The 21,880-nt window shown below is 69.7% G+C and carries 38 protein-coding genes; 32 read left to right on the forward strand and 6 right to left on the reverse strand.

The genetic code is table 11. The features are described 5' to 3' along the window. The first annotated feature begins 18 nt into the window (after positions 1–18). The 8 genes from AB0D99_RS10490 to AB0D99_RS10525 all read left to right on the forward strand — a co-directional run bounded on the left by AB0D99_RS10490 (position 19) and on the right by AB0D99_RS10525 (position 3,770). Positions 19–819: a hypothetical protein gene (locus tag AB0D99_RS10490; RefSeq protein WP_362358713.1), complete on the forward strand. Its 801-nt coding sequence runs from the start codon at positions 19–21 to the stop codon at positions 817–819. Beyond that, the gene (locus AB0D99_RS10495; protein ID WP_362358715.1) at positions 816–1,610 is read left to right on the forward strand and encodes a WhiB family transcriptional regulator; all 795 of its coding nucleotides are present in this window, start codon (positions 816–818) and stop codon (positions 1,608–1,610) included. Before AB0D99_RS10490 ends, AB0D99_RS10495 begins: the two co-directional genes overlap by 4 nt. Before the next feature lie 74 nt (positions 1,611–1,684). Continuing rightward, positions 1,685–2,308, forward strand: a complete 624-nt coding sequence (locus AB0D99_RS10500) for a hypothetical protein (RefSeq protein WP_362358717.1) — start codon at positions 1,685–1,687, stop codon at positions 2,306–2,308. After that, positions 2,305–2,427 (forward strand): hypothetical protein, encoded by a 123-nt coding sequence (locus AB0D99_RS10505; protein WP_362358719.1) that lies wholly within the window; start codon positions 2,305–2,307, stop codon positions 2,425–2,427. Before AB0D99_RS10500 ends, AB0D99_RS10505 begins: the two co-directional genes overlap by 4 nt. After that, positions 2,424–2,558: a hypothetical protein gene (locus tag AB0D99_RS10510; RefSeq protein WP_362358721.1), complete on the forward strand. Its 135-nt coding sequence runs from the start codon at positions 2,424–2,426 to the stop codon at positions 2,556–2,558. Before AB0D99_RS10505 ends, AB0D99_RS10510 begins: the two co-directional genes overlap by 4 nt. Beyond that, the gene (locus AB0D99_RS10515) at positions 2,555–2,935 is read left to right on the forward strand and encodes a hypothetical protein (protein WP_362358723.1); all 381 of its coding nucleotides are present in this window, start codon (positions 2,555–2,557) and stop codon (positions 2,933–2,935) included. Before AB0D99_RS10510 ends, AB0D99_RS10515 begins: the two co-directional genes overlap by 4 nt. Further along, a complete protein-coding gene (locus tag AB0D99_RS10520; protein ID WP_362358725.1) occupies positions 2,932–3,108 on the forward strand; it encodes a hypothetical protein in 177 nt (58 codons plus the stop codon). Before AB0D99_RS10515 ends, AB0D99_RS10520 begins: the two co-directional genes overlap by 4 nt. Positions 3,109–3,140: 32 nt before the next feature. Then, on the forward strand, positions 3,141–3,770 hold the full coding sequence (locus tag AB0D99_RS10525) for a hypothetical protein (RefSeq protein WP_362358727.1): 630 nt from the start codon (positions 3,141–3,143) through the stop codon (positions 3,768–3,770). A gap of 67 nt (positions 3,771–3,837) precedes the next feature. Here AB0D99_RS10525 and AB0D99_RS10530 read toward each other — a convergent pair whose 3' ends face one another. From AB0D99_RS10530 to AB0D99_RS10550, 5 genes are all read right to left on the reverse strand, one after another. Next, positions 3,838–4,023, reverse strand: coding sequence for a hypothetical protein (locus tag AB0D99_RS10530; protein ID WP_362358729.1), 186 nt, complete (start codon positions 4,021–4,023; stop codon positions 3,838–3,840). Between the two features lie 76 nt (positions 4,024–4,099). Then, on the reverse strand, positions 4,100–4,570 hold the full coding sequence (locus AB0D99_RS10535) for a hypothetical protein (RefSeq protein WP_362358731.1): 471 nt from the start codon (positions 4,568–4,570) through the stop codon (positions 4,100–4,102). Between the two features lie 49 nt (positions 4,571–4,619). Then, a complete protein-coding gene (locus AB0D99_RS10540) occupies positions 4,620–4,823 on the reverse strand; it encodes a hypothetical protein (protein ID WP_362358733.1) in 204 nt (67 codons plus the stop codon). A gap of 132 nt (positions 4,824–4,955) precedes the next feature. Then, a complete protein-coding gene (locus AB0D99_RS10545; RefSeq protein ID WP_362358735.1) occupies positions 4,956–5,219 on the reverse strand; it encodes a hypothetical protein in 264 nt (87 codons plus the stop codon). After that, a complete protein-coding gene (locus AB0D99_RS10550; protein ID WP_362358737.1) occupies positions 5,219–5,509 on the reverse strand; it encodes a helix-turn-helix domain-containing protein in 291 nt (96 codons plus the stop codon). Before AB0D99_RS10550 ends, AB0D99_RS10545 begins: the two co-directional genes overlap by 1 nt. Before the next feature lie 165 nt (positions 5,510–5,674). On the opposite strand from AB0D99_RS10550, the gene AB0D99_RS10555 reads away from it, so the two are divergent. The 5 genes from AB0D99_RS10555 (at position 5,675) to AB0D99_RS10575 (ending at position 8,917) form a co-directional block, all read left to right on the forward strand. Further along, the gene (locus AB0D99_RS10555; protein WP_362358739.1) at positions 5,675–5,980 is read left to right on the forward strand and encodes a hypothetical protein; all 306 of its coding nucleotides are present in this window, start codon (positions 5,675–5,677) and stop codon (positions 5,978–5,980) included. Then, positions 5,980–6,897: a hypothetical protein gene (locus tag AB0D99_RS10560; RefSeq protein ID WP_362358741.1), complete on the forward strand. Its 918-nt coding sequence runs from the start codon at positions 5,980–5,982 to the stop codon at positions 6,895–6,897. Before AB0D99_RS10555 ends, AB0D99_RS10560 begins: the two co-directional genes overlap by 1 nt. Next, positions 6,894–7,409: a hypothetical protein gene (locus AB0D99_RS10565; RefSeq protein ID WP_362358743.1), complete on the forward strand. Its 516-nt coding sequence runs from the start codon at positions 6,894–6,896 to the stop codon at positions 7,407–7,409. The genes AB0D99_RS10560 and AB0D99_RS10565 overlap by 4 nt, the downstream gene beginning before the upstream one ends. Positions 7,410–7,504: 95 nt before the next feature. Further along, positions 7,505–7,978: a hypothetical protein gene (locus AB0D99_RS10570; protein ID WP_362358745.1), complete on the forward strand. Its 474-nt coding sequence runs from the start codon at positions 7,505–7,507 to the stop codon at positions 7,976–7,978. A gap of 141 nt (positions 7,979–8,119) precedes the next feature. After that, complete coding sequence (locus tag AB0D99_RS10575; RefSeq protein ID WP_362358747.1) at positions 8,120–8,917, forward strand: GIY-YIG nuclease family protein; 798 nt, start codon at positions 8,120–8,122, stop codon at positions 8,915–8,917. Between the two features lie 127 nt (positions 8,918–9,044). Here the strand turns inward: AB0D99_RS10575 and AB0D99_RS10580 are convergent, their stop codons facing one another. Continuing rightward, entirely contained in the window at positions 9,045–9,629 is a 585-nt protein-coding gene (locus AB0D99_RS10580) for a hypothetical protein (protein WP_362358749.1), read from the reverse strand. Between the two features lie 51 nt (positions 9,630–9,680). Between AB0D99_RS10580 and AB0D99_RS10585 the strand changes: the two genes are divergently transcribed. The 19 genes from AB0D99_RS10585 (at position 9,681) to AB0D99_RS10675 (ending at position 21,812) form a co-directional block, all read left to right on the forward strand. After that, positions 9,681–9,860 (forward strand): hypothetical protein, encoded by a 180-nt coding sequence (locus tag AB0D99_RS10585; RefSeq protein ID WP_362358751.1) that lies wholly within the window; start codon positions 9,681–9,683, stop codon positions 9,858–9,860. Between the two features lie 142 nt (positions 9,861–10,002). Next, positions 10,003–10,365: a hypothetical protein gene (locus AB0D99_RS10590; RefSeq protein WP_362358753.1), complete on the forward strand. Its 363-nt coding sequence runs from the start codon at positions 10,003–10,005 to the stop codon at positions 10,363–10,365. A gap of 17 nt (positions 10,366–10,382) precedes the next feature. After that, entirely contained in the window at positions 10,383–10,670 is a 288-nt protein-coding gene (locus tag AB0D99_RS10595) for an HNH endonuclease (RefSeq protein WP_362358755.1), read from the forward strand. Positions 10,671–10,712: 42 nt separating this feature from the next. Next, positions 10,713–11,015, forward strand: a complete 303-nt coding sequence (locus AB0D99_RS10600) for a hypothetical protein (protein ID WP_362358757.1) — start codon at positions 10,713–10,715, stop codon at positions 11,013–11,015. A 45-nt stretch (positions 11,016–11,060) separates the two neighbouring features. Next, positions 11,061–11,504, forward strand: a complete 444-nt coding sequence (locus tag AB0D99_RS10605) for a hypothetical protein (protein ID WP_362358759.1) — start codon at positions 11,061–11,063, stop codon at positions 11,502–11,504. A gap of 174 nt (positions 11,505–11,678) precedes the next feature. Beyond that, complete coding sequence (locus AB0D99_RS10610; RefSeq protein ID WP_362358761.1) at positions 11,679–11,954, forward strand: hypothetical protein; 276 nt, start codon at positions 11,679–11,681, stop codon at positions 11,952–11,954. Further along, the gene (locus tag AB0D99_RS10615) at positions 11,896–13,428 is read left to right on the forward strand and encodes a terminase (protein WP_362358763.1); all 1,533 of its coding nucleotides are present in this window, start codon (positions 11,896–11,898) and stop codon (positions 13,426–13,428) included. The genes AB0D99_RS10610 and AB0D99_RS10615 overlap by 59 nt, the downstream gene beginning before the upstream one ends. Further along, positions 13,410–13,589: a hypothetical protein gene (locus AB0D99_RS10620; protein WP_362358765.1), complete on the forward strand. Its 180-nt coding sequence runs from the start codon at positions 13,410–13,412 to the stop codon at positions 13,587–13,589. Before AB0D99_RS10615 ends, AB0D99_RS10620 begins: the two co-directional genes overlap by 19 nt. Beyond that, the gene (locus tag AB0D99_RS10625) at positions 13,586–14,923 is read left to right on the forward strand and encodes a phage portal protein (protein ID WP_362358767.1); all 1,338 of its coding nucleotides are present in this window, start codon (positions 13,586–13,588) and stop codon (positions 14,921–14,923) included. The genes AB0D99_RS10620 and AB0D99_RS10625 overlap by 4 nt, the downstream gene beginning before the upstream one ends. Further along, positions 14,923–15,975, forward strand: a complete 1,053-nt coding sequence (locus tag AB0D99_RS10630) for an HK97 family phage prohead protease (RefSeq protein WP_362358769.1) — start codon at positions 14,923–14,925, stop codon at positions 15,973–15,975. Before AB0D99_RS10625 ends, AB0D99_RS10630 begins: the two co-directional genes overlap by 1 nt. After that, positions 15,975–17,474, forward strand: coding sequence for a phage major capsid protein (locus AB0D99_RS10635; RefSeq protein WP_362358771.1), 1,500 nt, complete (start codon positions 15,975–15,977; stop codon positions 17,472–17,474). Before AB0D99_RS10630 ends, AB0D99_RS10635 begins: the two co-directional genes overlap by 1 nt. A gap of 67 nt (positions 17,475–17,541) precedes the next feature. Further along, entirely contained in the window at positions 17,542–17,871 is a 330-nt protein-coding gene (locus tag AB0D99_RS10640; protein ID WP_362358773.1) for a hypothetical protein, read from the forward strand. Beyond that, the gene (locus AB0D99_RS10645) at positions 17,868–18,281 is read left to right on the forward strand and encodes a hypothetical protein (protein WP_362358775.1); all 414 of its coding nucleotides are present in this window, start codon (positions 17,868–17,870) and stop codon (positions 18,279–18,281) included. Before AB0D99_RS10640 ends, AB0D99_RS10645 begins: the two co-directional genes overlap by 4 nt. A 9-nt stretch (positions 18,282–18,290) precedes the next feature. Beyond that, a complete protein-coding gene (locus tag AB0D99_RS10650) occupies positions 18,291–19,103 on the forward strand; it encodes a hypothetical protein (protein ID WP_362358777.1) in 813 nt (270 codons plus the stop codon). Next, complete coding sequence (locus AB0D99_RS10655) at positions 19,103–19,570, forward strand: hypothetical protein (protein WP_362358779.1); 468 nt, start codon at positions 19,103–19,105, stop codon at positions 19,568–19,570. The genes AB0D99_RS10650 and AB0D99_RS10655 overlap by 1 nt, the downstream gene beginning before the upstream one ends. 27 nt (positions 19,571–19,597) lie before the next feature. Next, on the forward strand, positions 19,598–19,807 hold the full coding sequence (locus AB0D99_RS10660; RefSeq protein WP_362358781.1) for a hypothetical protein: 210 nt from the start codon (positions 19,598–19,600) through the stop codon (positions 19,805–19,807). Further along, positions 19,807–20,793 carry a phage tail tube protein gene (locus AB0D99_RS10665; protein WP_362358783.1) on the forward strand — a complete coding sequence of 329 codons (987 nt, stop codon included), beginning with the start codon at positions 19,807–19,809 and terminating at the stop codon, positions 20,791–20,793. The genes AB0D99_RS10660 and AB0D99_RS10665 overlap by 1 nt, the downstream gene beginning before the upstream one ends. A 13-nt stretch (positions 20,794–20,806) precedes the next feature. Then, a complete protein-coding gene (locus AB0D99_RS10670; protein WP_362358785.1) occupies positions 20,807–21,325 on the forward strand; it encodes a hypothetical protein in 519 nt (172 codons plus the stop codon). A 10-nt stretch (positions 21,326–21,335) separates the two neighbouring features. Then, positions 21,336–21,812, forward strand: a complete 477-nt coding sequence (locus AB0D99_RS10675; protein WP_362358787.1) for a hypothetical protein — start codon at positions 21,336–21,338, stop codon at positions 21,810–21,812. Positions 21,813–21,880: the final 68 nt, after the last annotated feature.

Raw genomic sequence — 21,880 nt, forward strand, 5'->3', positions numbered from 1 at the left:
ACCGACGGAGAGCCCCAGTTGAGCACTGACGAGCAGGCACAAGGACAGGCCAGCGGAAGCGTCCCGCACGCCTACCGCAACGCCCTGTTCTGGCGCTGGGCACCCTCCATGCCCAAGGGACTCACCAGCTCGTTCGTGACGGTCCTGTACGCCCTCGCCTCGGCCGCCGATCCCGCCGGCCGCGTCCGGTTCCGCGACGGCAAGGCGATCCGCATCAAGGACATCGCCACCGCGTGCAAGGCCGACGAGAAGGACGTCCGCCGCTACATCCAGGCCGCGATCGTCGCCGGTGTGGTGGCCGTGCAGGGCGAGCAGCGCCGGGGCCGCGCCTCCCTGTATGTCCTGATCCTCTCGCCCAACCCGGACTGGGACGCTGCTGCTTCCTCGCTGTCGTCGACCCGGCGGAAGTCGAGGCAGGCGCCTCCGTGGCTCAGCGAGAAGAACGGGGGCGTAACCCCCGAACTCGCCGAGACGGAGAACGGGGGACACGCCCCCGAACTTCCGGCCTCTGATCACGAAGAAGAACGGGGGACACACCCCCGTATGGGTTCGGGGGACACGCCCCCGTTTGGTTCGGGGGACACGCCCCCGAACAACCCAGGGGTAGCCAAGGAACTACCCCAAGAAGCGGCGGAGGTTGTTGTTCAACCTCAGCCGAGTGGGGCCTTCGTGGTCCACAAGATCGATTTCAACCAGGACGACGAACACCCCGAGCAGCCACTCGCCGACTTCGTCCGCTGCGCCCTCTGCCACACCCCGATGATCCCCAGGCCCGGACGCACCACCCACACCCACTGCACCGAGCGGACCGCCTCATGACATCCCTGGAGCGCCTCCACACCACACCCGCCCCGCGCCTCACCGACTGGCACGAGCAAGCAGCGTGCGCCGGCGAGGACACCGACCTCTGGTTCGGCCAACTCCACAAGACCCGCCCCGCCCTCGACACCTGCGCCCGCTGTCCCGTCCGCGCCGAATGCCTCCACGACGCCCTCACCTACGAATCCCCGGGCGCCACCCGGTACGGCATCCGCGGCGGCCTCCACGGCCCCGAGCGCAACCGACTCCCCGAACTCCCCACCTCCGCCCCCGAAGCCATCGCTGCGCTCCGCGAACACCTCGCCGCCCACGACGAAAGGAACCCCACGACCATGACCACCGCACCCGCCCCGCACCCGGCGCCCGTCGCCGACGTTCAGCTCAAGGCCGGCGCCGACGTCCGCCTGAAGGCCGTCACCGAGGACACGACGCCGACGCCCGTCGGCAAGCTCCTCGCCTGGGGTGAGCAGCACACTGACCCCGAAGTGCAGGACCAGGCCGCCCGCGCCCGGGCAGCCCTCGCCGGCCTCCGCAAGCGCCATGCCGCCGACCAGGAACTGACCGCACTCACCAGCGAGCGCGAGCGCCTGGAGCAGCGTCTCGCCGAGCTCGCCGCCCGCGAGTCCGAGCTGGCGCCGACGAAGGCGAAGAAGAAGCGCGCCGCGTACGTCCGCGACTACGAGCCGCGCACGGTGCGTGCTTGGGCTGACGCCAACGGAGTCGAGTGCGCGCCCGTCGGCCAGATTCCCAAGCGCGTGCTGGACGCGTGGCGCGCCGCCGCTGCCTCGTGACGTACGAATGCCCGCCCCGGCACGGATCCGGGGCGGGCTCGGACCAGCCTTCCACACCACCCAGGAGCAGCACCATGAGCGAGCAGACCGCCCGCAAGGCGACGATCACCCTCGACACCGCAAGCAGAGACCGCCAGTTCCCCGTCTACCAGCTGAGCATCAACGCCGTGGACGACAAGGGCTGCGGCCTCGGCTACCGGCTCATGGGCCCGAAGTACGTCGGCCGATCCCGGAACCTGCAGGCCGTGGAACTGGCGCAGCGAGACGCGGACGAGATCCGCACCCTCCTGGACGCGGTGTTCCCCGCCACAGAACCTGCCGACCACCGGGCCCCCACTGCCAAGCCGGACCCGACCACCGCCGACGATCCCACCCCGCTCCGCTGGGGCCTCGGCGACGTCCTGTGGGGCGACGACGGCGCCGCGACCGTCTGCCTCTCCGGCCCGAACCTGGAGCCGTACTGGCTGGAGCTGGAGCCCGAGCGGGCCGCCGCGCTGCGGGACGACCTCGCCCCACCCGCCGTCGGGCAGCCGGCCGAAGCACAACCCGCCGACCCGCCTCTCACCCCTGCCGAGCGCCAGTTCCTCACCTACGCCCTGGACCTCGCCGTCGACTCGGTGGTCGATGGCGACACCTTCACCAGCGAAGCCCACGCCGCGCTCGCCAAGTTCCGCCGCATGGCTGGAGAGCAGCCGTGAGCACCTTCCTGACCGTCCTCGAAGGCATCGGCTGGTACTGCGCTGCCTCGCTCGCCTTCGGGGCCGTCCTCGCTGCCATCGGCTACACCCGCAACTCGATCCGTAGGCGCTCCCGATGAGACCCGCCTGCCTCGACGACCCCGACTACGACTGCCTCTGGGACGACGACGCCGACGACTGCCCCTGCCAAGACGCCTACGGGCCACCCGCACGCCCCATCGAGACCGTCCCGACAGGAGACTTCCTGTGACGCCCCGCACCATGGCCGCCCGCCTCACCCGCGGCCGCCAACGCGCCGAACGCCGCGACACCCTCCTCGTCCTCCTCGCCCGCATCGACAGCCTGTCCCCCACCGAGGCCGCACTCCTCGTCGAGTACGTGCACGCCGAGCTCGACGCCTCCGACCACCTCCGCGCCACCATCCAGGGCCAGCAGACCGCCATGCAGGACGCGGCCGACCGCACGCGCGCAGCCGAGGCAGCCATCGTCGAGGCCGAGCGGGACCGCGATCAGGCAGTAGCCGCGGTCGTCAACGTCCGCGCCTTCCTCGAACGGCGCGCCCACAACGTCGCAGTGGCCCCGATCGATGTCCTCGCCGCCCTCGACGAGCACCAGGAGCAGACGTGACCGACACCGAGCACACCCCCGAGCTGTGCCAGACCTGCGGCGGCCTCGTCGTCGTCCGCTGGGACCGCATCGAAGGCGTCTCCGGCATCAGCGTCGACGGCCGGCCACTCCCCGCCGCGAGCCTCTGGATCGCCGAGCAGCCCGGCCCGTGCAACCCGCCCGCCAACGACTGAGCACGAAAGGCCCCACCGTGAACGACTGCGGCATGTGCGAGAACCCGATCGAGGACGGCTACCTCTGCCCCGGCTGCACCCGCGCCCTGGCCGACCGGCTCGGCCGTATGCCGCGCCTCTACACCGCCCTCGCGCCCTTCCTGACACCCGGAGCAGCCGGAGACACCACCGGCGGCCGCACGGGCCGCAGCGAGGCACCCCTCCCCGTCGTCGAGCACGTCCTCGACCTCCGCGGCCCCGGCGGCATCGTCGGCGTCCTGGAGGACTGGCACGCAGCCATGCAGCGCGACCGCCACCTCACCCCGCCCCCGATCTTCGGCTCGGTCGAGGGCCGCATCACCCGCGCCGCCTTCGCCCTACGCCGCAACGCGCCCAGCCTCGCCGCCGAATGGCCCGCCGCGGGTCTCCTCGCCCGCGAGATTCACGACCTGGAGCGCAGCGTCGCCTCCATCGCCGGAGCCATCGACCACGCGCCCCGCGGTCAGCGCCTCGGCCCCTGCCCCGCCCAGCACACCGACGGCTCTCTGTGCGGCGCCATCCTCCACCTTCGGCCCGGCGACACGATCGTCACCTGCCCCTGGTGCAGCCACACGTACCCGCCCGGCACGTGGAGCCAGCTGAAGCAGCTCATTGACCACGACGAGCAACAGGCCGCCGCCTGACCGGCCAGTGGCAGTAGGCGTCAGGCAGTTGGCTGGCGACACTCCCGATTGAACGACCGAAGGATTCCTACTCTTCTGTTGGCAGCCGGGCGGCCAACACCCGCGCGAGCTCCCCGGCCGCCCACCCCTCACTGGTGTCGTCCGCAAAGTGCAGTAGCAGCTCCATCGCTTCACGAGCCTCGTAGAGGCTGATCAACGGCAGGCGCGTCGGGTCCGGATAGTCGTCGGTCACCGGGGGCGGCAAGGAGTCCATGGCAGGACAACTCCACGGCACGGCAGACGGACACGATGAAGTCCCAGCCATCTGGTCCGAGGCCGGGCGTCGAAGCCTAGCGTTTTGGCGGTACGCGGAGCGGCACCAGCTCGTCTTGGCCATCCCACTTCGCGAACAGCTGAGGTGGGACGGGCGCGCCCGACGAACCTGCCATCAAGAAGTCGATGGCCTCACCGCCCTTGAGCGAGACCTCACCCGTGCCGCGCAGCCTGAACACGTACGGCAGGTCTTCCTCCTCGAAAACGATGTTCATCGCTGGCGCCGTGCCGTCGTTCCTCAACCGATACAGGTCCCGATTCACATGGTCCACCGCGAGTTCCACCCGCGGCCGAGCGGCTTCCAGCTCCGCCTGCTTCCGCTCAGCCTCCGCCCGACGCTGATCGGCCAGGGCGCCCTCAGCCGCATCGGCTGAGCGCTCCGAAGCGTCGGCAGACCGCTTCCCATCCTGCCGAGCCTTGATGGAGACCCACAACGCGACACCGGACAACACGAACGCCGCCCATGCAGGCGTATCTCCCCAATCCATGCCGGGACAATATGACAACAGTCGCGAGCAGCACGAGAGGGCGACGTGATCACTGTTGCCAGACCTCGGGGCCCCCACCCCGCCACTCGATCGGCGGCCACTCCGCCTCGTCCAACCAGCCTGCCCGTCGCAGGAACTCGACCACGTCCGTAAGACTGGTCGCTCGACCGAGGATCTCCCCATTGCAGCGCACCCGCCGGCCACCCTGCTCATCGGGCGGATAGATGATCACGCGCGGCTCGTCCTCGGTCATGGACACCACCCTGAATCCAAGCCCGTCCGGACGCATCCAGACTGCTCCGGACGGCGATAGACACAGCAGAGCCCCACCTCCTGCACGTCGGCGGAGGTGGGGCTCACGCATGCACGACTACTCGGCGGCCTCCTACTGGGACGCCCCCTCCTCTTCCTCGCGCATCCCAATCACGACCATCGCCGTGGCCGCCAAGAGGATCACGGCGCCGATCAGGTACGGGGGCGCAGCCTCGCGGCACCCCGGCCAACGGTGGAAGGCTGCCGCGATCGCCGCTCCGCACGAGTAGGTCTCTCCGGCGATCTGGCTTGTGGTGTACACCGGGATCAGCGCCGCGATCGCTGCGAGCGCCACACCAGCCACTGCCGCCATCTGACGATGCGCCTTCTTGGCCACTACCCCTCCCCCTCCCTCTTCGGCCGCTTCGACCCGGAGCCCGAGTAACCCTTGACGATGTCCTGCACCGTGCTGAACGAAATCCCCAGCTCGGCCCCGACCGACCGCAACGAGGCACCCGGGCGCGCCATCAGCTCCGCCACCGCCCGCTGCCGCGCCTCCTTCAGCGCCTTGTTCCGTCCCGGAAGCGCCTTCAGCACCTCACCCAGCGCCTTCGCCCGCTCCGACGGGTCGGCGATCTCTTCGAGCGCGTCGATGGCTTCGAACACCCGCTGCGCCTCCTCGCTCATCCGGCCCCTCTCCTTGGGCGGGCCACTTCCCAAAGCGTAGGGGGTCCCCCTACAGTGATGGAAGTAGCCCGCGCTACTGATGCAGAACGGCCCCGGCCGGAGTTCGCAGCTCCACATGGCCGGGGCCGGACCCACCCACAACAGCGACGAAGGAGCAGGCCCACCATGGAGCCTACCCAGCTGCCCCAACAGGACGAAGCTCTGCGCCAGACCCGCATCGACGCGCCCATCCGCGACAGCCTCCGCTACATCGCCACTCGGCTCGCCGACCGCCGGCCCGCAGCCCTCATGACCGAAGGCGCCCGCCTCGCAATCGCCCTGTCCGCCGCCGAGTACACCTGCGGCGGCCCCAGCGACGCCGCCGACACCCTGGAGCGCGAACTGCTCCAGCGGATGCCGCACGTCGACCGGCCGGTGACGCGCGGGGAGTACGCACTGCTGCTCAACAAGAAGACCTGGAGCGCTGCCTGATGCGCACCCACCTCCGCAACATCCCACCCATCTTCTACGGCGCCTACGTCCTTGCCGCACTCTCGCTCGCCTGGTCCGCCTACGCCATCACCGACCTCATGATCAGCGGCCCCTTCGGCCTCTCCGTCGCCCTCGCCGGCGACATCGGCTGGCTCACCATCATGTGGGCCGAACACCACCGCCGCGGCGGCCGCGCCGTCATGGCCGCCGGCTGGATCATCGCCATCGGTGTCGGCTTCCTCCTCGTCCTCCACGGCCGTGAGGAAGGCAGCCTCGGACAGACGATTGCCGGCCCGTTCGTTGTCCTCGTCGCCAAGGGAGTTGCCGCGGTCGCCCTGATCGTCACCCGCGACCCCGCAGCTCTCACCGACTCACAGGAAGCGGAGATCAACACGGTCATCCGTGACGGCGAGCACCAGGCCCGCCTCAACAGGGCTCAGCGCGACATCGACGAGCAGCAGGCCGACGCAATCATCGAACGGATCACGCAGCAGGCCCGCATCACCGCCGCCCGCGACCGCACCCACGCACAGCTCATCCGCGACCGCATCGAACTGCGCGCCGAACTCGCCCTCAGCGCACCCCTCGCGCTCAGCCCGGTTGAGCCGGACGAGCTCCCCGCTGAGCCCCTGGCTCACACGTCTGAGCCCTCCACGCTGAGCCCCTCCACGGGCGCCGCGTCATCCCTGCTCAGCGCACCTGAGCCCCCGGCCCAGCAGCCCACCACGTTCGGGTTCTCCGCGCGTACCTCGGCTCAGTCGGCTCAGCGCGTGGAGGCCATCGAGAAGGTGGCTGAGCTCCTGGCTCAGGACCCGGGGCTCACCGCGGCTCAGGTCGAGGAAGTGCTGTCCGTCAGCCCCGCAACCGCCAAGCGTTACCTGCGCGAGGCGCGCAGCCCCCGAGGAGGCACCAAGTGATCTGGGCGACCCGCGGCACGATCGTCGTCGGCCTCTGCATCCTCGTCCGCCAGAGCATCATCTGGTGGAAGCACTCCGGAGGCCGGAAGGGCATCACATCCGACCCCGTCGGCGCCGCCTCCCGGCTCTTCCCCTTCATCGCCTCCTGGTGCTACGGCGCGCTCGGCGTCCTCGCCGTCGGCGGCCTCATCGGCTGGGGCTTCGACGCAGCTCTCTGGATCACGAACTGGCTCGGCGACGTGGCCCTCGTATGGGGAGTCGACGGCAAGGCAGGCGTGTCCTCGCGCGGCAACTACCTCCCCCTCACCGGCGACGGCGCCGGATTCGTCCTGGTGCTCACCGCCGCGTTCTTCACCTGCATGGCGGTCGTCTCCGACCGCGGGCCGTTGAAGCGGGGCGTGTGGTGCGGCCTCTCCCTCGGAACCTCCTCGGGTATCGCAGGGTTCGCCGCTGTGCCGGTCGCCCAAGCAACCAACCAAGTCGGCTTCCTCGTCTTCGGGTGGATCGGATGACGGCCGATGAGCAGCCGGTCGAGGCTGGGGAGCAGCCCAGCAAGCTCGCAGGTGGATGCGTCCTCGTCCTCCTTTTCATTGCTGGGGGCGGGGCCGTGCGCGTCGTTCCCGAGCTGGGCTACACCGTCGCCGGAGTCGCAGCCACCGTCGGATTCCAACGGGCCCGCACATGGGCCGCCGGGCGCCGCGGCCAGACCGCCGAAGAGCCCGACGAGGCCGAGCCGGTCGACGTCGTGGCCGTCCTCCAGGAGCTCGGCACCGACGGGCGGCACGTGCGCCTCACCCAGCTCCAGGAGGCGGCCGGCCTGCCCGACACGAAGGCCGTGCGCGCGCTCCTCGACGAGGCCGACATCCCTGTCCGGTCGGGGGTACGCGCGGGCGGGAAGAACGGGCCCGGCGTCCACCACACGGACATCCCGGCCCACTCCCCCACCACCTCTGCCCCCTCTCCCGGATGTTGTTTGTGCAGCTCAGAGGCTGCCAACGCCAACACCAACACCAGGCCGGACATCGTCCAGGACGAGCACAACCCGAACCGCTGGCACGTCGTGAAGGAGGTGGCCCGATGACCTACTGCGATACCTGGGGATGGTGGACTAAGCCGCAGTGCAGCCACTGAACACCGGCTCTCCGTGGAAGAATTGAGACAACAAGACCCCGGCGGGTGCTGGTAACACCCCCGGGGCGTGGCCGACCGACTAGGAGTCGACGTGTCTGACCCTACCCCGCGATGTCTCGCCACCGATGCTGGTGAGCCGTGCGACGACGTGGTGACTTCCACCGCTCCCATCGCACTCTGTCAGCGCCACCGAATGCAGGTGGCGATCTCCGTTGTCCCCGAGATGTTGCTTGCCGCAGCCAAGCAGGACTACCGAACGCCCCGCGCCGTGCCCCCGCAAATGCAGGCCGTCATCCACGGTTCAGGGCGGGCACCAATGGTGTTGGACACCAGCCACCCCTCGTGCGTGTACTTCCTCGGCCGTAGCGACCGGATCAAGATCGGCCTCACGACGAACCTCGGCCAACGACTCGCCGTTCTCCATGCTGGAGCGGCCGATGTCCACCTGCTGCTCTTCGGACAGCGCCGCCTGGAGGCCGCGCTTCACGAGCATTTCGCCGACTTCCGCATTGCCAACAGTGAGTGGTTCGAGCGGGTTCCAGCCCTTGAGGAGTTCATCCACGCCAAGCGGCGGCTCCCCATCCCCATGACCACCGAAGCCACCACAGGCGTGCGGCGCACAATCCCGTATGTCTCGGCTCGGAACATCGTGGACGTCGGGGCTGAGGCCCTTCTAGAGATGGCCACACGCGCCGCCAAGGATGGCGAAGGTGTCCACATGGCCACCATCGTTGAGGCGTTCCGGGCTGAAGGAGTAGCCGCGCAGTGGTCCCTCGCCGAACTCGGCCGGGCCTACGAGCAGGCCGGGATCCGAGTCCGCACCATCCGAATCGGTAACCGCATCAGCATCGGCATCCATCGAGACGATCTGCGCGAGCTGTCGGCCTGATTGTCAGTCCCGCGCCGTACCGTAGAAGCACTACCCGTTGATTGCGGATGCTGCCCGCCCTCGACGGAGGCCCCAGCCCGCCCCGTCGGAACAGCGCCCGGCGGGGCGGACTCGCACCAACCCTGACTCAGGTCGAGGTCGGAGGAGCCTCAGCAAGATCGCCGTGGACGTCACGTCGCCACCGCACGCCAGCGTTGTCCGTGAAGAACAGGATCGGGAGTCTGGCCTCCATATCGCTGGCAAGAGTCGAAGAAGACTGAAACCAGATCGATCCGCCATCGCCTCGAACCACCTCAACAGGCGGCACCGCCGGCGTTCCGCGCCGAAAGTCGGGATCCGTGTAGAAGCGAACGACCAGATCAGGATCCTCGAACTGGACAGATACTTCGTGCACCGGCTCAGGGCTCATGTTCACCACCTTGACGATCCAAGTGCCATTCCAGGGCGAATCAGCGGTTGGGCGAGTCTGCTCAAGTCGAGGGGTCATTTCGACTGATGCTGCCTGCTGCCGCTTTCGATCATCGGCCTGGGCTCGCAGTTCGTTCCGCTCCAGCTGAAGATTCTCAGACTGCTCGCGGATGAACTCCCGTTGTTCCTTGATCTGTTTCCGTTGGCTCCCCAGGGTTCGTCCGGCAAACCAGGCTGCACCTCCGGCGAACAACGCCGCTATCCAGGTCGGGGCATCGCCCCAGTCGATGTCACTCATGCTCACAGAGGCACGCTAGCCCGAGCAGCGGGGATCGGGGAGGGCCAACATGGAGCCATGCGCGCACCCGTGATCGTCGACACTCACGCCGCCCACGCCGCCACCGGCACCCAGCCCGCAACCGTCCGCAAGTGGATCCAACGCGGGCACCTCATCCACTACGGTTACGACCGCGCTGGCCGGGCCCTCATCGACCTCCACGAGCTCGAGCAGCGCCTCGCCGCCCAGGCCGCTTGATCCCCGCACACACGGAGTGTCACACTGACCCCACGTCCGCCATGTCCGGACACCGACAGGCCCGCCACAGTGCGGGCCTTCGTCATGTCACGAGACGGTCACCCGCCCCCGCAGGACGTACACATTCCGGCACGCTGAACCGATGCGCAGACTCACCGCTGCGGCCATCGCCGCCACCGCCGCCCTCCTCGCCCTCACCGGCTGCAGCAGCCAGACGAGCGACAACAGCCCCCCGACGGCGCCCACCACCACGGCGCCGGCACTGTCCGCCGCTGAGCAGCGGGAAGCCTGCGTTGACGCCTGGGCCGCCACGATCGGCGCCCGGCCCGCAGACTTCAACCCAGAGACCGACACGGACCCGACACCGGACGCGTGCACAAGCCTCTCCGAATCCGACTCCCTCGACGCCTACATGGACGGCCTCCAGCAGACCAACAAGGCCGGACAGGACGCCTTCAAGAAGGCCATCGAGGACGCAGCGTCCGCCGCTACCCCCAGCCCCTGAGACTCAAGGAGGCGCCCGTGGCTGGCAACCCGCGCAACGGGCGCCCCTACCGCCGGCTCACCACCGCACAGCGAGCCCTCGGCCTCCCCTGCTGGATCTGCGGCCACGACATCGACTACACGATCAAGGGCGAGGAAGCGAAGCGCTCCTCCTGGGCGTTCACCCTCGACCACGCCCAGCCCCTCTCCCTCGGCGGCGACCTCCACGACCCCGCCAACGCCCGCTCAGCCCACCGCCGCTGCAACAGCGCCCGCGGCAACCGCACCGCCCCACGTGCCCGAGAGCGAGCCTCACGTTGCTGGTAGGCCCGCCGTGCGCACTCCCGGCCTGGGGGTGACAATCACCTCATGGCAACCTACGAGGGACCCGCGACGGTCACCGCTGACGGCGCCGAGTACGACGTACAGGCATCGCTCGAACTGACGACTGACTCGGTGCCCGTGCCCGGCAGAGCCCCGATGCAGGGACTCCCGTCGTGGCACGGAACCCTGCACGTGACAGACGACGAAGCCGAATGGAACATCTTCCAAGCCGACGAGAAGTCGATCCAGATCGATGGCCGCGTCGGGCAGTTCATCACGACCAATAGCCAGGTCGGAACGGGCGAGATCGTCATCAAGGGAAGCGGCACCGCGCCCTTCGGACGCTGACGGCCGGCTCCACGCCTCGTCGCCCCCGGCCTCGCAGGAGGTGACGTGACGCTCTATGTGATCAGCGGCCCCCCTGCCGCTGGCAAGTCCAGCTGGATCAAAGCCAACGCCCGCGCCCGCGACATCGTCATTGACCTCGACCTCATCGCCACCGCACTCGCCGGCCCCGGCGCACCCCAGTGGAACCACGACCCCGTACTCCTGAAGGTCGCCCACCGCGCCCGGTTCGCCGCCATCGACGAGGCCCTGAGCCACCGCGACACCGTCGACGTCTACCTCATCCACACCATGCCCAGCGCCAAGGCCCTCGCCCGCTACCGGCGCCACCAGGCCGAGCTGGTCACCATCGACCCTGGCAAGGACGTGGTGATGAAGCGAGTGGGAGCCATGCGGGACCCGGCCATGGTGGCGGTGGCGACGCGCTGGTACCGCGAGCAGGCGAAGCGAACTGATCACACAGCGACGCGACAGTCGTCTCGGCAGTGGTGAATCCGCCCAGGGGAGGGGGGTGCTTGGGCATCGTGAAATCTGAGGTCCGGGCGACCCAAAAGCCCTTCTCGCCCGATTTTTTGCGCGGCGGTCTGAAAACGCTATTCACCGGGTTTGACAAACCGGGTAAATAGCGACTCTCCGTAACATCACGGACAGTGACGGGGGTTGGTCATGATCGCGGACAAGATCCGCACCGAACTTGATCAACTCGGTGTCAAGTCCGAAGCACCCGGCCTCTCAGCCGTCGCCATCAGACTCGCCGAGGCACTCGATCGACTCGACCCCTCGGAGTCCCCGACTGCGCAGGCCGTCGTCGCCGACAAGCTCCACGCCCTGATGGTCCGCCTCCGCGCACTCGCGCCGATCCAGGAGCAGGGGGACGGAGTCGATGACATCACTCGCGAGCGAGAGGAGCGCCGCGCCGAGGTCAAGCGCCGCGCCAGCTGAGCCGCTGTACGGCGCCCAGCGCCCCCGCATCGAGACGTCGCCGCCCGGCGCCGTGTCCACCGCGGGCCAAGAGGCCATCGACCTCGCCGCCAAGGTGGGCCTGAAGCTCGACCCCTGGCAGCAGCACGTCCTCCGCGTCGCGATGGGCGAGAACGAGCTCGGTGACTGGGTCGCCTCGGACGTCGCGGTCAACCTCCCCCGCCAGAACGGGAAGGGCGCCCTGATCGAGGCCCGCGTGTTGTGGGGCCTGTTCATCGGCGGTGAGAAGCAGATCCTGCTGTCCGCCCACGAGTTCAAGACCGTACTCAACGCGCGGGACCGCATCGAGGGCCTGATCAAGGGCTGCCCTGACCTGCTGAAACGCGTCAAGGCGTTCGTCAGGACCGTGGGCCGCGAGGGTATCCTCCTCCACGACGGCCGAGAGCTGCGGTACATCGCCCGTTCCAGCGGCTCGGGCCGCGGCTTCACCGCCAGCTGCGTCATCTTCGACGAGTGCATGGTCCTGGACGACGCGGCCATGGCGGCGCTCGCACCCACCACGGACGCTGTCCCCAACAGCCAGCTGTGGTACCTCGGATCCGCCGGTATCGGCGCTGCCTCGCTGCAGCTGGGCAGGCTGCGAAAGCGCTCCCTGGCCGTCCTGGAGTCCGGGGCGCCGGACCCGACGCTCGCCTACTTCGAGTGGTCCATCGACCCCCACGTGAAGGAATGCGGGTCGGGCTGCGACCAGCACGACGAGGTCGACAGCGTCGAGTCGCTACTCAAGTCCAACCCGGCCGTCGGCTACCGGCTGCAGGTCGAGAAGTCCATGAACCGGCGCCTGACGCTGGGGAACGCCCTGTATGCCCGGGAACGGCTCGGCGTCGGCGACTACCCGGACGAGGACGGCGACTCGTGGACCGTCATCGGGAAGGACGCCTGGGAGGCCCTCGCGGACGGCAGCAGCCAGGCTGAGGGGCCGTACGCGTTCGCCATCGACACCACGCCGGAGCGGTCGTACACGTCGATCTGTGTGGCCGGCCGCAACGGTGCGGCAGTCCACGTCGAGGTCATCGAGAACCGCCCGGGCACGCAGTGGGTGCTGGACAGGGCCGCTGAGCTGCACGAACGCTGGAAGCCCCGCTGCTGGGTCATCGACCCGTCCAGCCCCGCCGGCTCCTTCATCAAGGAGCTGGAGGAGCGCCTGGACGTCGAGGTGGTCAAGCCGAGGGCCCGTGACGTGGCGCAGGCCACCGGCCAGTTCTACGACGCGGTGGTGTCGCAGCAGCTGGTCCACATCGGCGGCCAGGCGCCGCTGTCCATCGCGCTCGCGGGCGCCAGGAAGCGAGACCTCGGCGAGGCGTGGGCGTGGGCCCGGCGCGGCGTCGGCATCGACATCAGCCCGCTCGTGGGCGTCACGCTCGCCCGCTGGGGGCTGAGCGCGGAGATCGAGGAGAAGCCGGTGGAGGTGGAGCCATGGGTCGCGTACGACTGACTCGCGTGGGCGTGGCCCGGGGTGGGGTCCTGGCCGGCGGCGGGATGGTCGCGGGCGGCGCGGGCCTGGCGCTGGGCCTGGCCGCGGCGCTGGTCGTAGGGGGCGCCCTCCTCGTCGCCTACTGCCTGTTCGTGACGGACGTGGGCGGTGAAGGCCCGTGACGAGCCTGTGGAAGTCCCGTCGGCGCAGCGGCGGCGGCCGGAGCATCGCGACGATCGACGACTACGCGCAGCTGCTGCAGGAGTCCCTCGGCTACGGCGGATGGTCGTCGCTGGGGATCACGCAGACGCAGCCCGGGCAGGCCGCGGAGAAGGCCCCTGGCGACCTTCCTGGTTACGCCACGCTGTTCGCGACGAACCCGATCGTGTGGGCGTGCATGGTGGTCCGGCAGTCGGTGTTCTCGTCGGCCCGGTTCACGTGGCAGCGGATCAACAACGGCCGCCCGTCGCAGATGTTCGGCAACACCGAGCTGGCCGTCTTGGAGACGCCGTGGGTCGGCGGGACGACGCAGGATCTCCTGGCCCGGGTCGTCCAGGATGCCGACCTGGCCGGCAACTCGTACTGGATGCGCGACGGCGCCGAGGTCGTGCGGATGCGGCCGGACTGGGTGCAGATCGTCCTGGAGCGGCGGACCGTGCACGGCGGCCAGCTGGGTTGGCGCCGGTACGGCTACCTCTACCAGGAGCCCGGCTGCGACCCGGTGTTCCTGTGGCCGCACGAGGTCGCACACTTCGCGCCGGTGCCGGATCCGCTGGCGACGTACCGCGGCATGTCGTGGCTGACGCCGGTGCTCCGGGAGACGCAGAACGACAACCTGATGTCGGCGCACAAGCGGAAGTTCATGGAGAACGCCGCGACGCCGAACCTGGTGGTCCGCCTCGACAGGGAGATCACGCCCGAGGCGTTCGCCGCGTTCAAGGCCAAGATGGACAGCGGCCACAAGGGCGTCGAGAACGCCTACAAGACGCTCTACCTGGGCGGCGGCGCGGACGTCACAGTCGTGGGCAAGGACTTCGTCCAGCTCGATTTCGCGAAGGTCCAGGGCGCCGGAGAGACCCGCATCGCGTCGGCCGCTGGTGTCCCGCCGGTCATCGTCGGTTTCTCCGAGGGCCTGGCGGCCGCCACGTACTCCAACTACGGGCAGGCCCGCCGGCGCCTCGCGGACGGCACGATCCACCCGCTGTGGGGCAACGCCGCCGGATCGTTCGCTCCCCTGCTCACATCCCCCGGGTCCATGACGCGGCTCTGGTACGACGCGAGGGACGTGCCGTTCCTCCGCGAGGACCGCAAGGACGCCGCCGAGATCCAGGGCATTCAGACCAGGTCGATCCGCACGCTCGTCGACGCCGGCTACATCCCGGAGACCGTCGTCGCCGCCGTCGAGGCCGAGGACATGACCCTGCTGCGGCACTCCGGCCTGTACAGCGTCCAGCTCCAGAAGCCCGGCGAGTCCGGGCCGACCGCCGAGCCCACACCACCTGAGGAGGGGACCTGATGGGCACCCTGCACCCCGCGGCGCGCGACCTCACCAGGTCCGCGCCTTTCTCATTCCAGAGGGCCGCTGACGACGAGGACGACGGCGACGGCCGGACCCTGCGCGGGTACGCCGCCGTCTTCGGCCAGGGCACTGAAATCGACTCGTGGGAAGGGACGTTCAGCGAGAAGATCCGCAAGGGCGCCTTTCGCAAGACGATCCGCGAGCAGACCCCGGTCCTGCAGTTCGACCACGGCCGGCACCCGCTCATTGGGTCGCTGCCCATCGGTTCCATCGCCGACCTGCGCGAGGACGACGAGGGCCTGTACGTCGAGGCCCGGATCACCGACAACTGGCTGATGCAGCCCGTACGGGACGCCATCAGCGAGGGCTCCGTGAACGGCATGTCGTTCCGGTTCGAGGTCGTCCGCGAGCAGTGGACCGACGTGCACGGCAAGGTCGTCCGTGACGACGAGATCGGCCAGCTGCTGTGGCAGCCGGGCGACCGCGGGCCGCTGCAGCGCGAGCTTATCGAGCTGAAGTGCCGCGAGCTCGGCCCGGTTGTCTTCCCGGCCTACGCGGGCACGAGCGTGTCCGTACGGGCCCGGGACATGGCCGACGGCCTGGCTGCCGACGACCAGCTGACCCGGCAGATCCGCGCGTCCCTCGCGCGTGACGCCGCCACCCCGCAGATCCCTGATGACCCGGCGCTGCGCCGCGAGGTCGCCACTGCGCTCCTCTATCAGCGCCCCGGCCAGATGCCGCGCGGCCAGCACGTCGTAATCGACGTCGCGGCGGCTGCCGATCCGGAAGAGATCGGGCGCCAGGTCCGCGACACGATCCGGACGTACCGCGAAGCCACCTGGCCGCTCCCCGAGCGGCCGGCCCCCGAGACCACACCCTCTGGCGCGCCGCTCGAACGGGAGCACCCGCCAACCCTCACAGACGCGCCGCCCGCTGTTGGGCACCCGTCGCCATCACCCAGCACAGAACGCCGCCGCGGCCACATCCGAGAGATCGGCGCGGCCATGGACGACGTTCTGGCATCCATCGAAGCGAAGGAGCAGGGCTGATGCCCGACCTCAAGAACCTCTCCCACCAGCAGGCCGTGATCCGCCTCAAGGACATCCGCGCTCAGCTCGAAGAGCTGGAGAAGCGCGACGACCTGACCGAGGAGGACGAGCGCCAGTTCGACGAGCTGACGCAGGAGTTCACCGACGTCGACGACCACCGCCGCCAGCTGGAGCGCCGCTCCGCCCTGGACCGGGTTCGCGCCCGTACGCAGGCGACCGACCGGGCGCCCTCCGCGCTCTCGGTGCAGCGGGGCACGTCGATCGGCAGCGGCGGCGACTACGACACGGACCCGATCCTCAACCCGGACTCCGTGGAGGACCGCCGGTTCCGCAACCCGTGGAACCTCGACGAGATGCGGGCGTTCGGCCGCTCCCCCGAGGAGACCAGCCAGGAGCTGCGCGCCCGCGCTCTGTGCGCCGTCGAGAAGATGACCGGCGCCAACGACCGGATCCGGTCGGTCGCGACGGACATCCTGGAGCGCTGGGACGACAAGCGGGGCAGCATCGCCCGCATGTGCCTGGCCACGTCCTCGCCGGAGTACCTGCGGGCCTGGTCCAAGCTGGCCCGCGGCAAGGGCCACATGGTCACCCCGGACGAGCAGCGCGCCCTGGAGCGCGCCATGTCCCTCACCGACAGCGCGGGCGGCTACCTGGTCCCGTTCCAGCTCGACCCGACGGTCATCATCACGTCCAACGGCTCGCGCAACCAGATCCGTCAGGCCGCGCGGCAGGTCGTCGCGACCGGCGACGTGTGGAACGGCGTCTCCGCAGGCGCGGTGTCGTGGCGGTGGGCCGCCGAAGGCACCGAGGCCGGCGACAACGCGCCGACGTTCGCGCAGCCGACCGTGCCGATCCACAAGGCCGACGGGTTCGTGCCCATCAGCATTGAGGCCCTGGAGGACGAGGCCAACGTCACCCAGGAAGTCGGCCGGCTCCTCGCCTTCGGCAAGGACACCCTGGAGGCCGCCGCGTTCACCACGGGTACCGGCTCCGGCCAGCCGACGGGCATCATCACCGCCCTGGCCGGCGGATCCAGCGAGGTGGCCCCGACCACGGCGGAGACGTTCGCTGTCGCGGACATCTACAAGCTGGACCAGGCGCTGCCCGCCCGCTACCGGGCGAACGGCTCGTGGATGGCGAACCGGGCCATCTACAACCTGGTGCGGCAGTTCGACACCGAAGGCGGTGCGGACCTGTGGGAGCGCCTCGGCGCGGACGTGCCTCCGATGCTCCTGGGCCGCCCGGCGCTGGAGGCCGAGGACATGGACGGGGCGTTCAACCCGGCTGCGTCCGCGGACAACTTCGTCCTGCTGTTCGGTGACTTCGAGCACTACGTCATCGCCGACCGGATCGGCATGACGGTGGAGTTCCTGCCGCACCTCGTCGGTGCGAACAACCGGCCGACCGGCCAGCGCGGCTGGTACGCGTACTACCGCGTCGGTGCCGACAGCGTGAACGACGCCGCGTTCCGTCTCCTCAACCTGGAGACCACCGCCTGATCAGCCACCACCGAGGGGGCCGCGTCCTGCGGCCCCCTTCGTGCTGAGCGAAGGGAGATCACCAGAGATGGCGATCAAGCGGTGCACCACATCGTTCGCTGCGGTCGTGGACGGCGCGCCCCGCGTCGTGCGGCCCGGCACGCTCGTCGAGGACGGCGACCCGATCCTCAAGGGCCGGGAGCAGTTCTTCGAGAGCGTCGACACGTACATGTCCCGGCGGCGCCCCGAGACCGAGGCGGCCACGGCGGAGCCGAGTGAGAAGCGCTCCCTGCCCTCGCGCAGGGCCGCGAAGAAGACCGCGGGGAAGAAGCCCGCGGCGGCCGCCCCGGAGCCGGTCGTCGAGACCGCCCAGGGCGACAGCACCGGACAGGACGAGCAGCAGGAGGGCACGTCATGAGGCACAGCCTCTACAACGTGGCGCTGGCGAAGTCGACGATCCTTCCCGCCGCAGCCCGGACCAGCACCACGACGGGCGCCACCGTGGACCGCATGACCGACGAGGGCGGGTTCCGCTCCGCGCTGGTCGTCGTCCACGCCGGGACCGTCACCGACGGCACGCACACGGTCGCGGTGCAGGACTCCCCCAACGGCTCGGACTGGACCGCGGTCGCGGACGAGTACCTCCAGGGCACCGAGCCCGCGCTCACGTCGTCGAACGACGAGCGGATCCACGAGATCGGCTACACCGGCCACCAGCGGTACCTGCGTGTCGTGGTGACCGCGTCCGGGTCGCCCTCTACGGGCGGCGTGTACGCGGCGACGATCCTCCTCGGCTGGCCTCGGAAGATGCCCCCGTCCAGGGCGTAAGGGGGAAGGATGCCGTACGACCTCGGCGCGACCGCGCGCCTGACCGCCGAGTGCCGGGACCCGGGCGGCACCCTCGCCACCGCCGGCGGCGTCACCGTCACCGTGACGCTGCCGGACGGCTCCACCGTGACCCCGGTCGCGAGCGAGAACGGGACCGGCCTCTACCGGGTCGACTACCCGACCGTTCAGGCCGGGCGGCACGTGATCCGCTGGGTGTTCACGGCGCCCGCCGATGCGCACACGGACAGCTTCGACGTTCGCGAGGCCGCCCCGCCGGGGATCCTCTCGCTTGCCGATGCCAAGACCCATCTCAGCAAGACGTCGTCGGCCGACGACGACGAGCTCCGCTCCTGGATCGAGTCGATCACGTCGGGCATCGAGGGGCTGTGCGGGCCGGTCATCGTCCGGCCCGTCACCGAGCGCGTCACGTTCCGGCGCGCGTCGTCGCTCGCCCTGCGCGCCATCCCGGCGATCGAGCTCGTCACCGTCGTCCCGCTGCTGACGGGCGGGGTCGGATACGACGTGGTCGACCTCGACCTCGACCCGGACACCGGGATCGTCCGGCGCCTGGACGGCGGCGTCCTCGTCGGACCGCTGCTCGTCACCTACCAGGTTGGACGCCCGATCGTCCCGGCCGCGCTCACGTCGGCGGCCCGGATCATCCTGCGGCACCTGTGGCAGACGAAGCAGGGCCCGCAGCGGCCGCAGCTCGGCACCGGCGACTTCGACGTGAACGAGCCCGTGCAGGGCTTCGGCTACGCCATCCCGAACCGTGCGCTGCAGCTGATGGAGCCGCACCGACTGCCGCCGGGGGTGGGCTGATGGCGACCTCCGCCGTACCCAACGTGATCGACGCGCTGTTGGAGATCCTCAGTGAAGCACCAGCGCTCACCGGAGTGCAGATCGTCGACGGCCCGCCGGTCGACGACCAGGCCGTCGCGGATCAGCTGTGCATCGGCTACCAACCGGGCGAGGGTGAAGCCGCCTCCATGGCGCAGGACTTCGCCTACGCGGGCGCCCGCCAGCGTAACGAGGACGGCGCCGTCGTCTGCTGGATCGACTGCTGGTCCGGCGACAAGGAGATCCGGCCTACGAGGCTGCGCGCCTTCGAGCTCCTGGCCGTCGTCGAGGACGCCCTGCGGGCCAGCGACAGCAACCGCGAGGCGCCGACCCTCAGCGGCGCTGTCCAGTGGTCGCAGGTGAAGGCCGGCTCCCTACGGCAGGCCATCACGGACCAGGGCGCCCGGGCGGGCCTGGCCTTCACCGTCACATACTTCGCCCGCATCTGACCCACCCCCTTGAACAAGGAGACAGCGATGGCGCGCGTGCGCTTCATCGGCCCCCAGCCGGTCACCGTGCCGGAGCTCGGGGGCCGCAGGATCCACCCGGACGAGGTCGTCGACGTACCGGACGCCCGGTACGACGGCTACGTCTGCCAGCCCAGCAACTGGGAGCCCTTCGAGGAGCCCAAGACCAGCGCGCCCGCAGCGAAGAAGGCCGCGGCCAAGAAGGGGAGTGAGGACTGATGGCGATCGGATCGGGTCTCGGCGGTCAACTCGGCATCGTCGCCGAGTCGACCTACGGCACGTTCGTGGCACCAACCAGGTTCCTGGAGTTCACCAAGGAGTCGCTGGTCCTGAAGAAGACAACGGCCCAGTCCGCGGGCGTGGCCGCCGGCCGGCTGATGGCCCTTTCGGACCGCCGGGTGCTGACGCAGAAGGAGGTCTCCGGCTCGATCGAGATGGAGGTCACGAACACCGGGATGGGGCTGCTGCTGCAGGCCCTGATGGGTACGACCGTGACCCCCGCTCAGCAGGAGTCCACGGACGCCTACCTCCAGGTGCACAACCTGGCGGACAACTTCGGGAAGTTCCTCACGATCCAGAAGGGCGTGCCGCTGACGACCGGGGTCGTCACCGACAAGTCGTTCGTGGGCTGCAAGGTCGCGGGCGCCGAGTTCTCGTGCGACGTCGGCGGGATGCTGATGTCGACGTGGGAGATCGACGGCAAGGACTGCTCGGAGGCCCAGACCCTCGCCACGGCGTCGTACCCCGCTCGGTCCCCGTTCCACTTCGGGCAGATGGCCATCAAGGCCGGCGCGTTCGAGTCCGAGGTGGCGCTCGACGGCATCCGCAAGGTGTCGGTGAAGTTCGAGCGGCCGATGGCCACGGACCGGTTCTACGCCGGACAGTCGGGCCTGAAGAAGGAGCCGATCTCCAACGACCTGGTGAAGGTGACCGGGTCGATCGAGATGGACTACGTTGGCACGACCCTCGACGACCTGCACACCTCGGACGGCGAGACGTCGCTGGTGTGGGAGTTCGTGGGCCCGCAGATCGAGACGACGTACAACGAGACGTTCCGGATCGTCCTGCCTGCGATCAAGGTCGACGACGCTCCGCCGACGATCGACGGCTTCGAGGTCATCAAGCCGACCATCAACTTCACCGCGCTGTACGACGGCACGAACCCTGTGTCGATCGAGTACCTGTCCACCGACACCGCCGCGTGACGGGAGGTACGCCATGGCCGTCGGCTCCGTCCAGGTCACCGGAACCGGGCAGCTCCTCGAACTGTCCCGCCGTCTGCACGCTGCCGGCGGCCCGAGGCTGAAGCAGAACTTCGCCCGCCGGATCCGCCGTGCGGGCGAGCCCCTGAAGGACGACCTGCAGCAGACCATCCGGAACCTGCCGATCAGGGCAGAGCCGCGGAAGTCCGGGAGCCGGGGCGGGCCGTCGCCGACCACACGCCCGCTGCGGGCCACGGTTGCCGAGGCGGTACGGCTGTCCGTCCGCACTGGCGGCAACCCGGGTGCCCGGGTGTGGGTCGACCGGTCGGCGCTGCCATCGGACCTGAAGAACATGCCGTGGGTCATCAACAGCGCGAACGGCCGGATCCGGCACCCGGTGTTCGGCAACAAGAAGCGCTGGGCGAACCAGTGGACCACCCCGCTGTGGTGGGACAAGACCGTTCAGCGCCACACCCCGCGCATGACCGCCGAGGTCGCGCGGGTTCTCGAAGACGTCCGCCGCCAACTCGCATAGGGAGCCAGCGTTGATCATCGTCTACACCCCGAGCGGCGACGAGCCCGAGCACTACGACGCCCGGTCGCTGAAGGTCTCCGAGGCGTCGATCGTCGCGCGGACCATCGACCAGACCTGGCAGCAGGTTCAGGCCGGCCTGCCGGAGGAAGACCTCGACGCGATGCGCGCGATCGTGTGGGTCATCAAGAAGCGCTCGCAGCCCTCGCTGCGGTTCGGCGATTTCGACCCGGGTGTCGAGGAGATGGTCACCCGGTACGACAAGGAAGAGATCAAGAACTGGGTGACCAACGCGGTCGAGATCGCGCAGGGCGAGGGGCTCACCGAGGAGCAGACCCGCGCGGGCCTGACGAAGGTGCCCGACGCCGCGGCGGACCCTGAGCACGCCCGGGACACCATCGAGCGGATTCTCGCGGCCCCAAAAGAGCCGGAGCCCCTCGCCCAGCAGAACCCGCCACCGAGCGAGACACCCGAGACCTCGGCTGCCTGAGAGACGAGTACCTCGGCCTGTTCGCCCACCTCCTTCACATCCCGCCGGCCGCCGTCGACGAGCTGCTC

The sequence above is a fragment of the Streptomyces sp. NPDC047971 genome (genome assembly GCF_040653355.1).
GTDB lineage: Bacteria > Actinomycetota > Actinomycetes > Streptomycetales > Streptomycetaceae > Streptomyces.

What these genes read in the sequence shown, in the direction of transcription:
- AB0D99_RS10535 (WP_362358731.1), bottom strand. Translation starts at nt 4,570, where the DNA reads ATGGATTGGGGAGATACGCCTGCATGGGCGGCGTTCGTGTTGTCCGGT.
- AB0D99_RS10655 (WP_362358779.1), top strand. Translation starts at nt 19,103, where the DNA reads ATGGCGACCTCCGCCGTACCCAACGTGATCGACGCGCTGTTGGAGATC.
- AB0D99_RS10540 (WP_362358733.1), bottom strand. Translation starts at nt 4,823, where the DNA reads ATGACCGAGGACGAGCCGCGCGTGATCATCTATCCGCCCGATGAGCAG.
- AB0D99_RS10640 (WP_362358773.1), top strand. Translation starts at nt 17,542, where the DNA reads ATGGCGATCAAGCGGTGCACCACATCGTTCGCTGCGGTCGTGGACGGC.
- AB0D99_RS10550 (WP_362358737.1), bottom strand. Translation starts at nt 5,509, where the DNA reads ATGAGCGAGGAGGCGCAGCGGGTGTTCGAAGCCATCGACGCGCTCGAA.
- AB0D99_RS10650 (WP_362358777.1), top strand. Translation starts at nt 18,291, where the DNA reads ATGCCGTACGACCTCGGCGCGACCGCGCGCCTGACCGCCGAGTGCCGG.
- AB0D99_RS10660 (WP_362358781.1), top strand. Translation starts at nt 19,598, where the DNA reads ATGGCGCGCGTGCGCTTCATCGGCCCCCAGCCGGTCACCGTGCCGGAG.
- AB0D99_RS10630 (WP_362358769.1), top strand. Translation starts at nt 14,923, where the DNA reads ATGGGCACCCTGCACCCCGCGGCGCGCGACCTCACCAGGTCCGCGCCT.
- AB0D99_RS10670 (WP_362358785.1), top strand. Translation starts at nt 20,807, where the DNA reads ATGGCCGTCGGCTCCGTCCAGGTCACCGGAACCGGGCAGCTCCTCGAA.
- AB0D99_RS10530 (WP_362358729.1), bottom strand. Translation starts at nt 4,023, where the DNA reads ATGGACTCCTTGCCGCCCCCGGTGACCGACGACTATCCGGACCCGACG.
- AB0D99_RS10645 (WP_362358775.1), top strand. Translation starts at nt 17,868, where the DNA reads ATGAGGCACAGCCTCTACAACGTGGCGCTGGCGAAGTCGACGATCCTT.
- AB0D99_RS10560 (WP_362358741.1), top strand. Translation starts at nt 5,980, where the DNA reads ATGCGCACCCACCTCCGCAACATCCCACCCATCTTCTACGGCGCCTAC.
- AB0D99_RS10620 (WP_362358765.1), top strand. Translation starts at nt 13,410, where the DNA reads ATGGGTCGCGTACGACTGACTCGCGTGGGCGTGGCCCGGGGTGGGGTC.
- AB0D99_RS10590 (WP_362358753.1), top strand. Translation starts at nt 10,003, where the DNA reads ATGCGCAGACTCACCGCTGCGGCCATCGCCGCCACCGCCGCCCTCCTC.
- AB0D99_RS10495 (WP_362358715.1), top strand. Translation starts at nt 816, where the DNA reads ATGACATCCCTGGAGCGCCTCCACACCACACCCGCCCCGCGCCTCACC.
- AB0D99_RS10500 (WP_362358717.1), top strand. Translation starts at nt 1,685, where the DNA reads ATGAGCGAGCAGACCGCCCGCAAGGCGACGATCACCCTCGACACCGCA.
- AB0D99_RS10610 (WP_362358761.1), top strand. Translation starts at nt 11,679, where the DNA reads ATGATCGCGGACAAGATCCGCACCGAACTTGATCAACTCGGTGTCAAG.
- AB0D99_RS10615 (WP_362358763.1), top strand. Translation starts at nt 11,896, where the DNA reads ATGACATCACTCGCGAGCGAGAGGAGCGCCGCGCCGAGGTCAAGCGCC.
- AB0D99_RS10585 (WP_362358751.1), top strand. Translation starts at nt 9,681, where the DNA reads ATGCGCGCACCCGTGATCGTCGACACTCACGCCGCCCACGCCGCCACC.
- AB0D99_RS10525 (WP_362358727.1), top strand. Translation starts at nt 3,141, where the DNA reads ATGTGCGAGAACCCGATCGAGGACGGCTACCTCTGCCCCGGCTGCACC.
- AB0D99_RS10635 (WP_362358771.1), top strand. Translation starts at nt 15,975, where the DNA reads ATGCCCGACCTCAAGAACCTCTCCCACCAGCAGGCCGTGATCCGCCTC.
- AB0D99_RS10665 (WP_362358783.1), top strand. Translation starts at nt 19,807, where the DNA reads ATGGCGATCGGATCGGGTCTCGGCGGTCAACTCGGCATCGTCGCCGAG.
- AB0D99_RS10600 (WP_362358757.1), top strand. Translation starts at nt 10,713, where the DNA reads ATGGCAACCTACGAGGGACCCGCGACGGTCACCGCTGACGGCGCCGAG.
- AB0D99_RS10510 (WP_362358721.1), top strand. Translation starts at nt 2,424, where the DNA reads ATGAGACCCGCCTGCCTCGACGACCCCGACTACGACTGCCTCTGGGAC.
- AB0D99_RS10555 (WP_362358739.1), top strand. Translation starts at nt 5,675, where the DNA reads ATGGAGCCTACCCAGCTGCCCCAACAGGACGAAGCTCTGCGCCAGACC.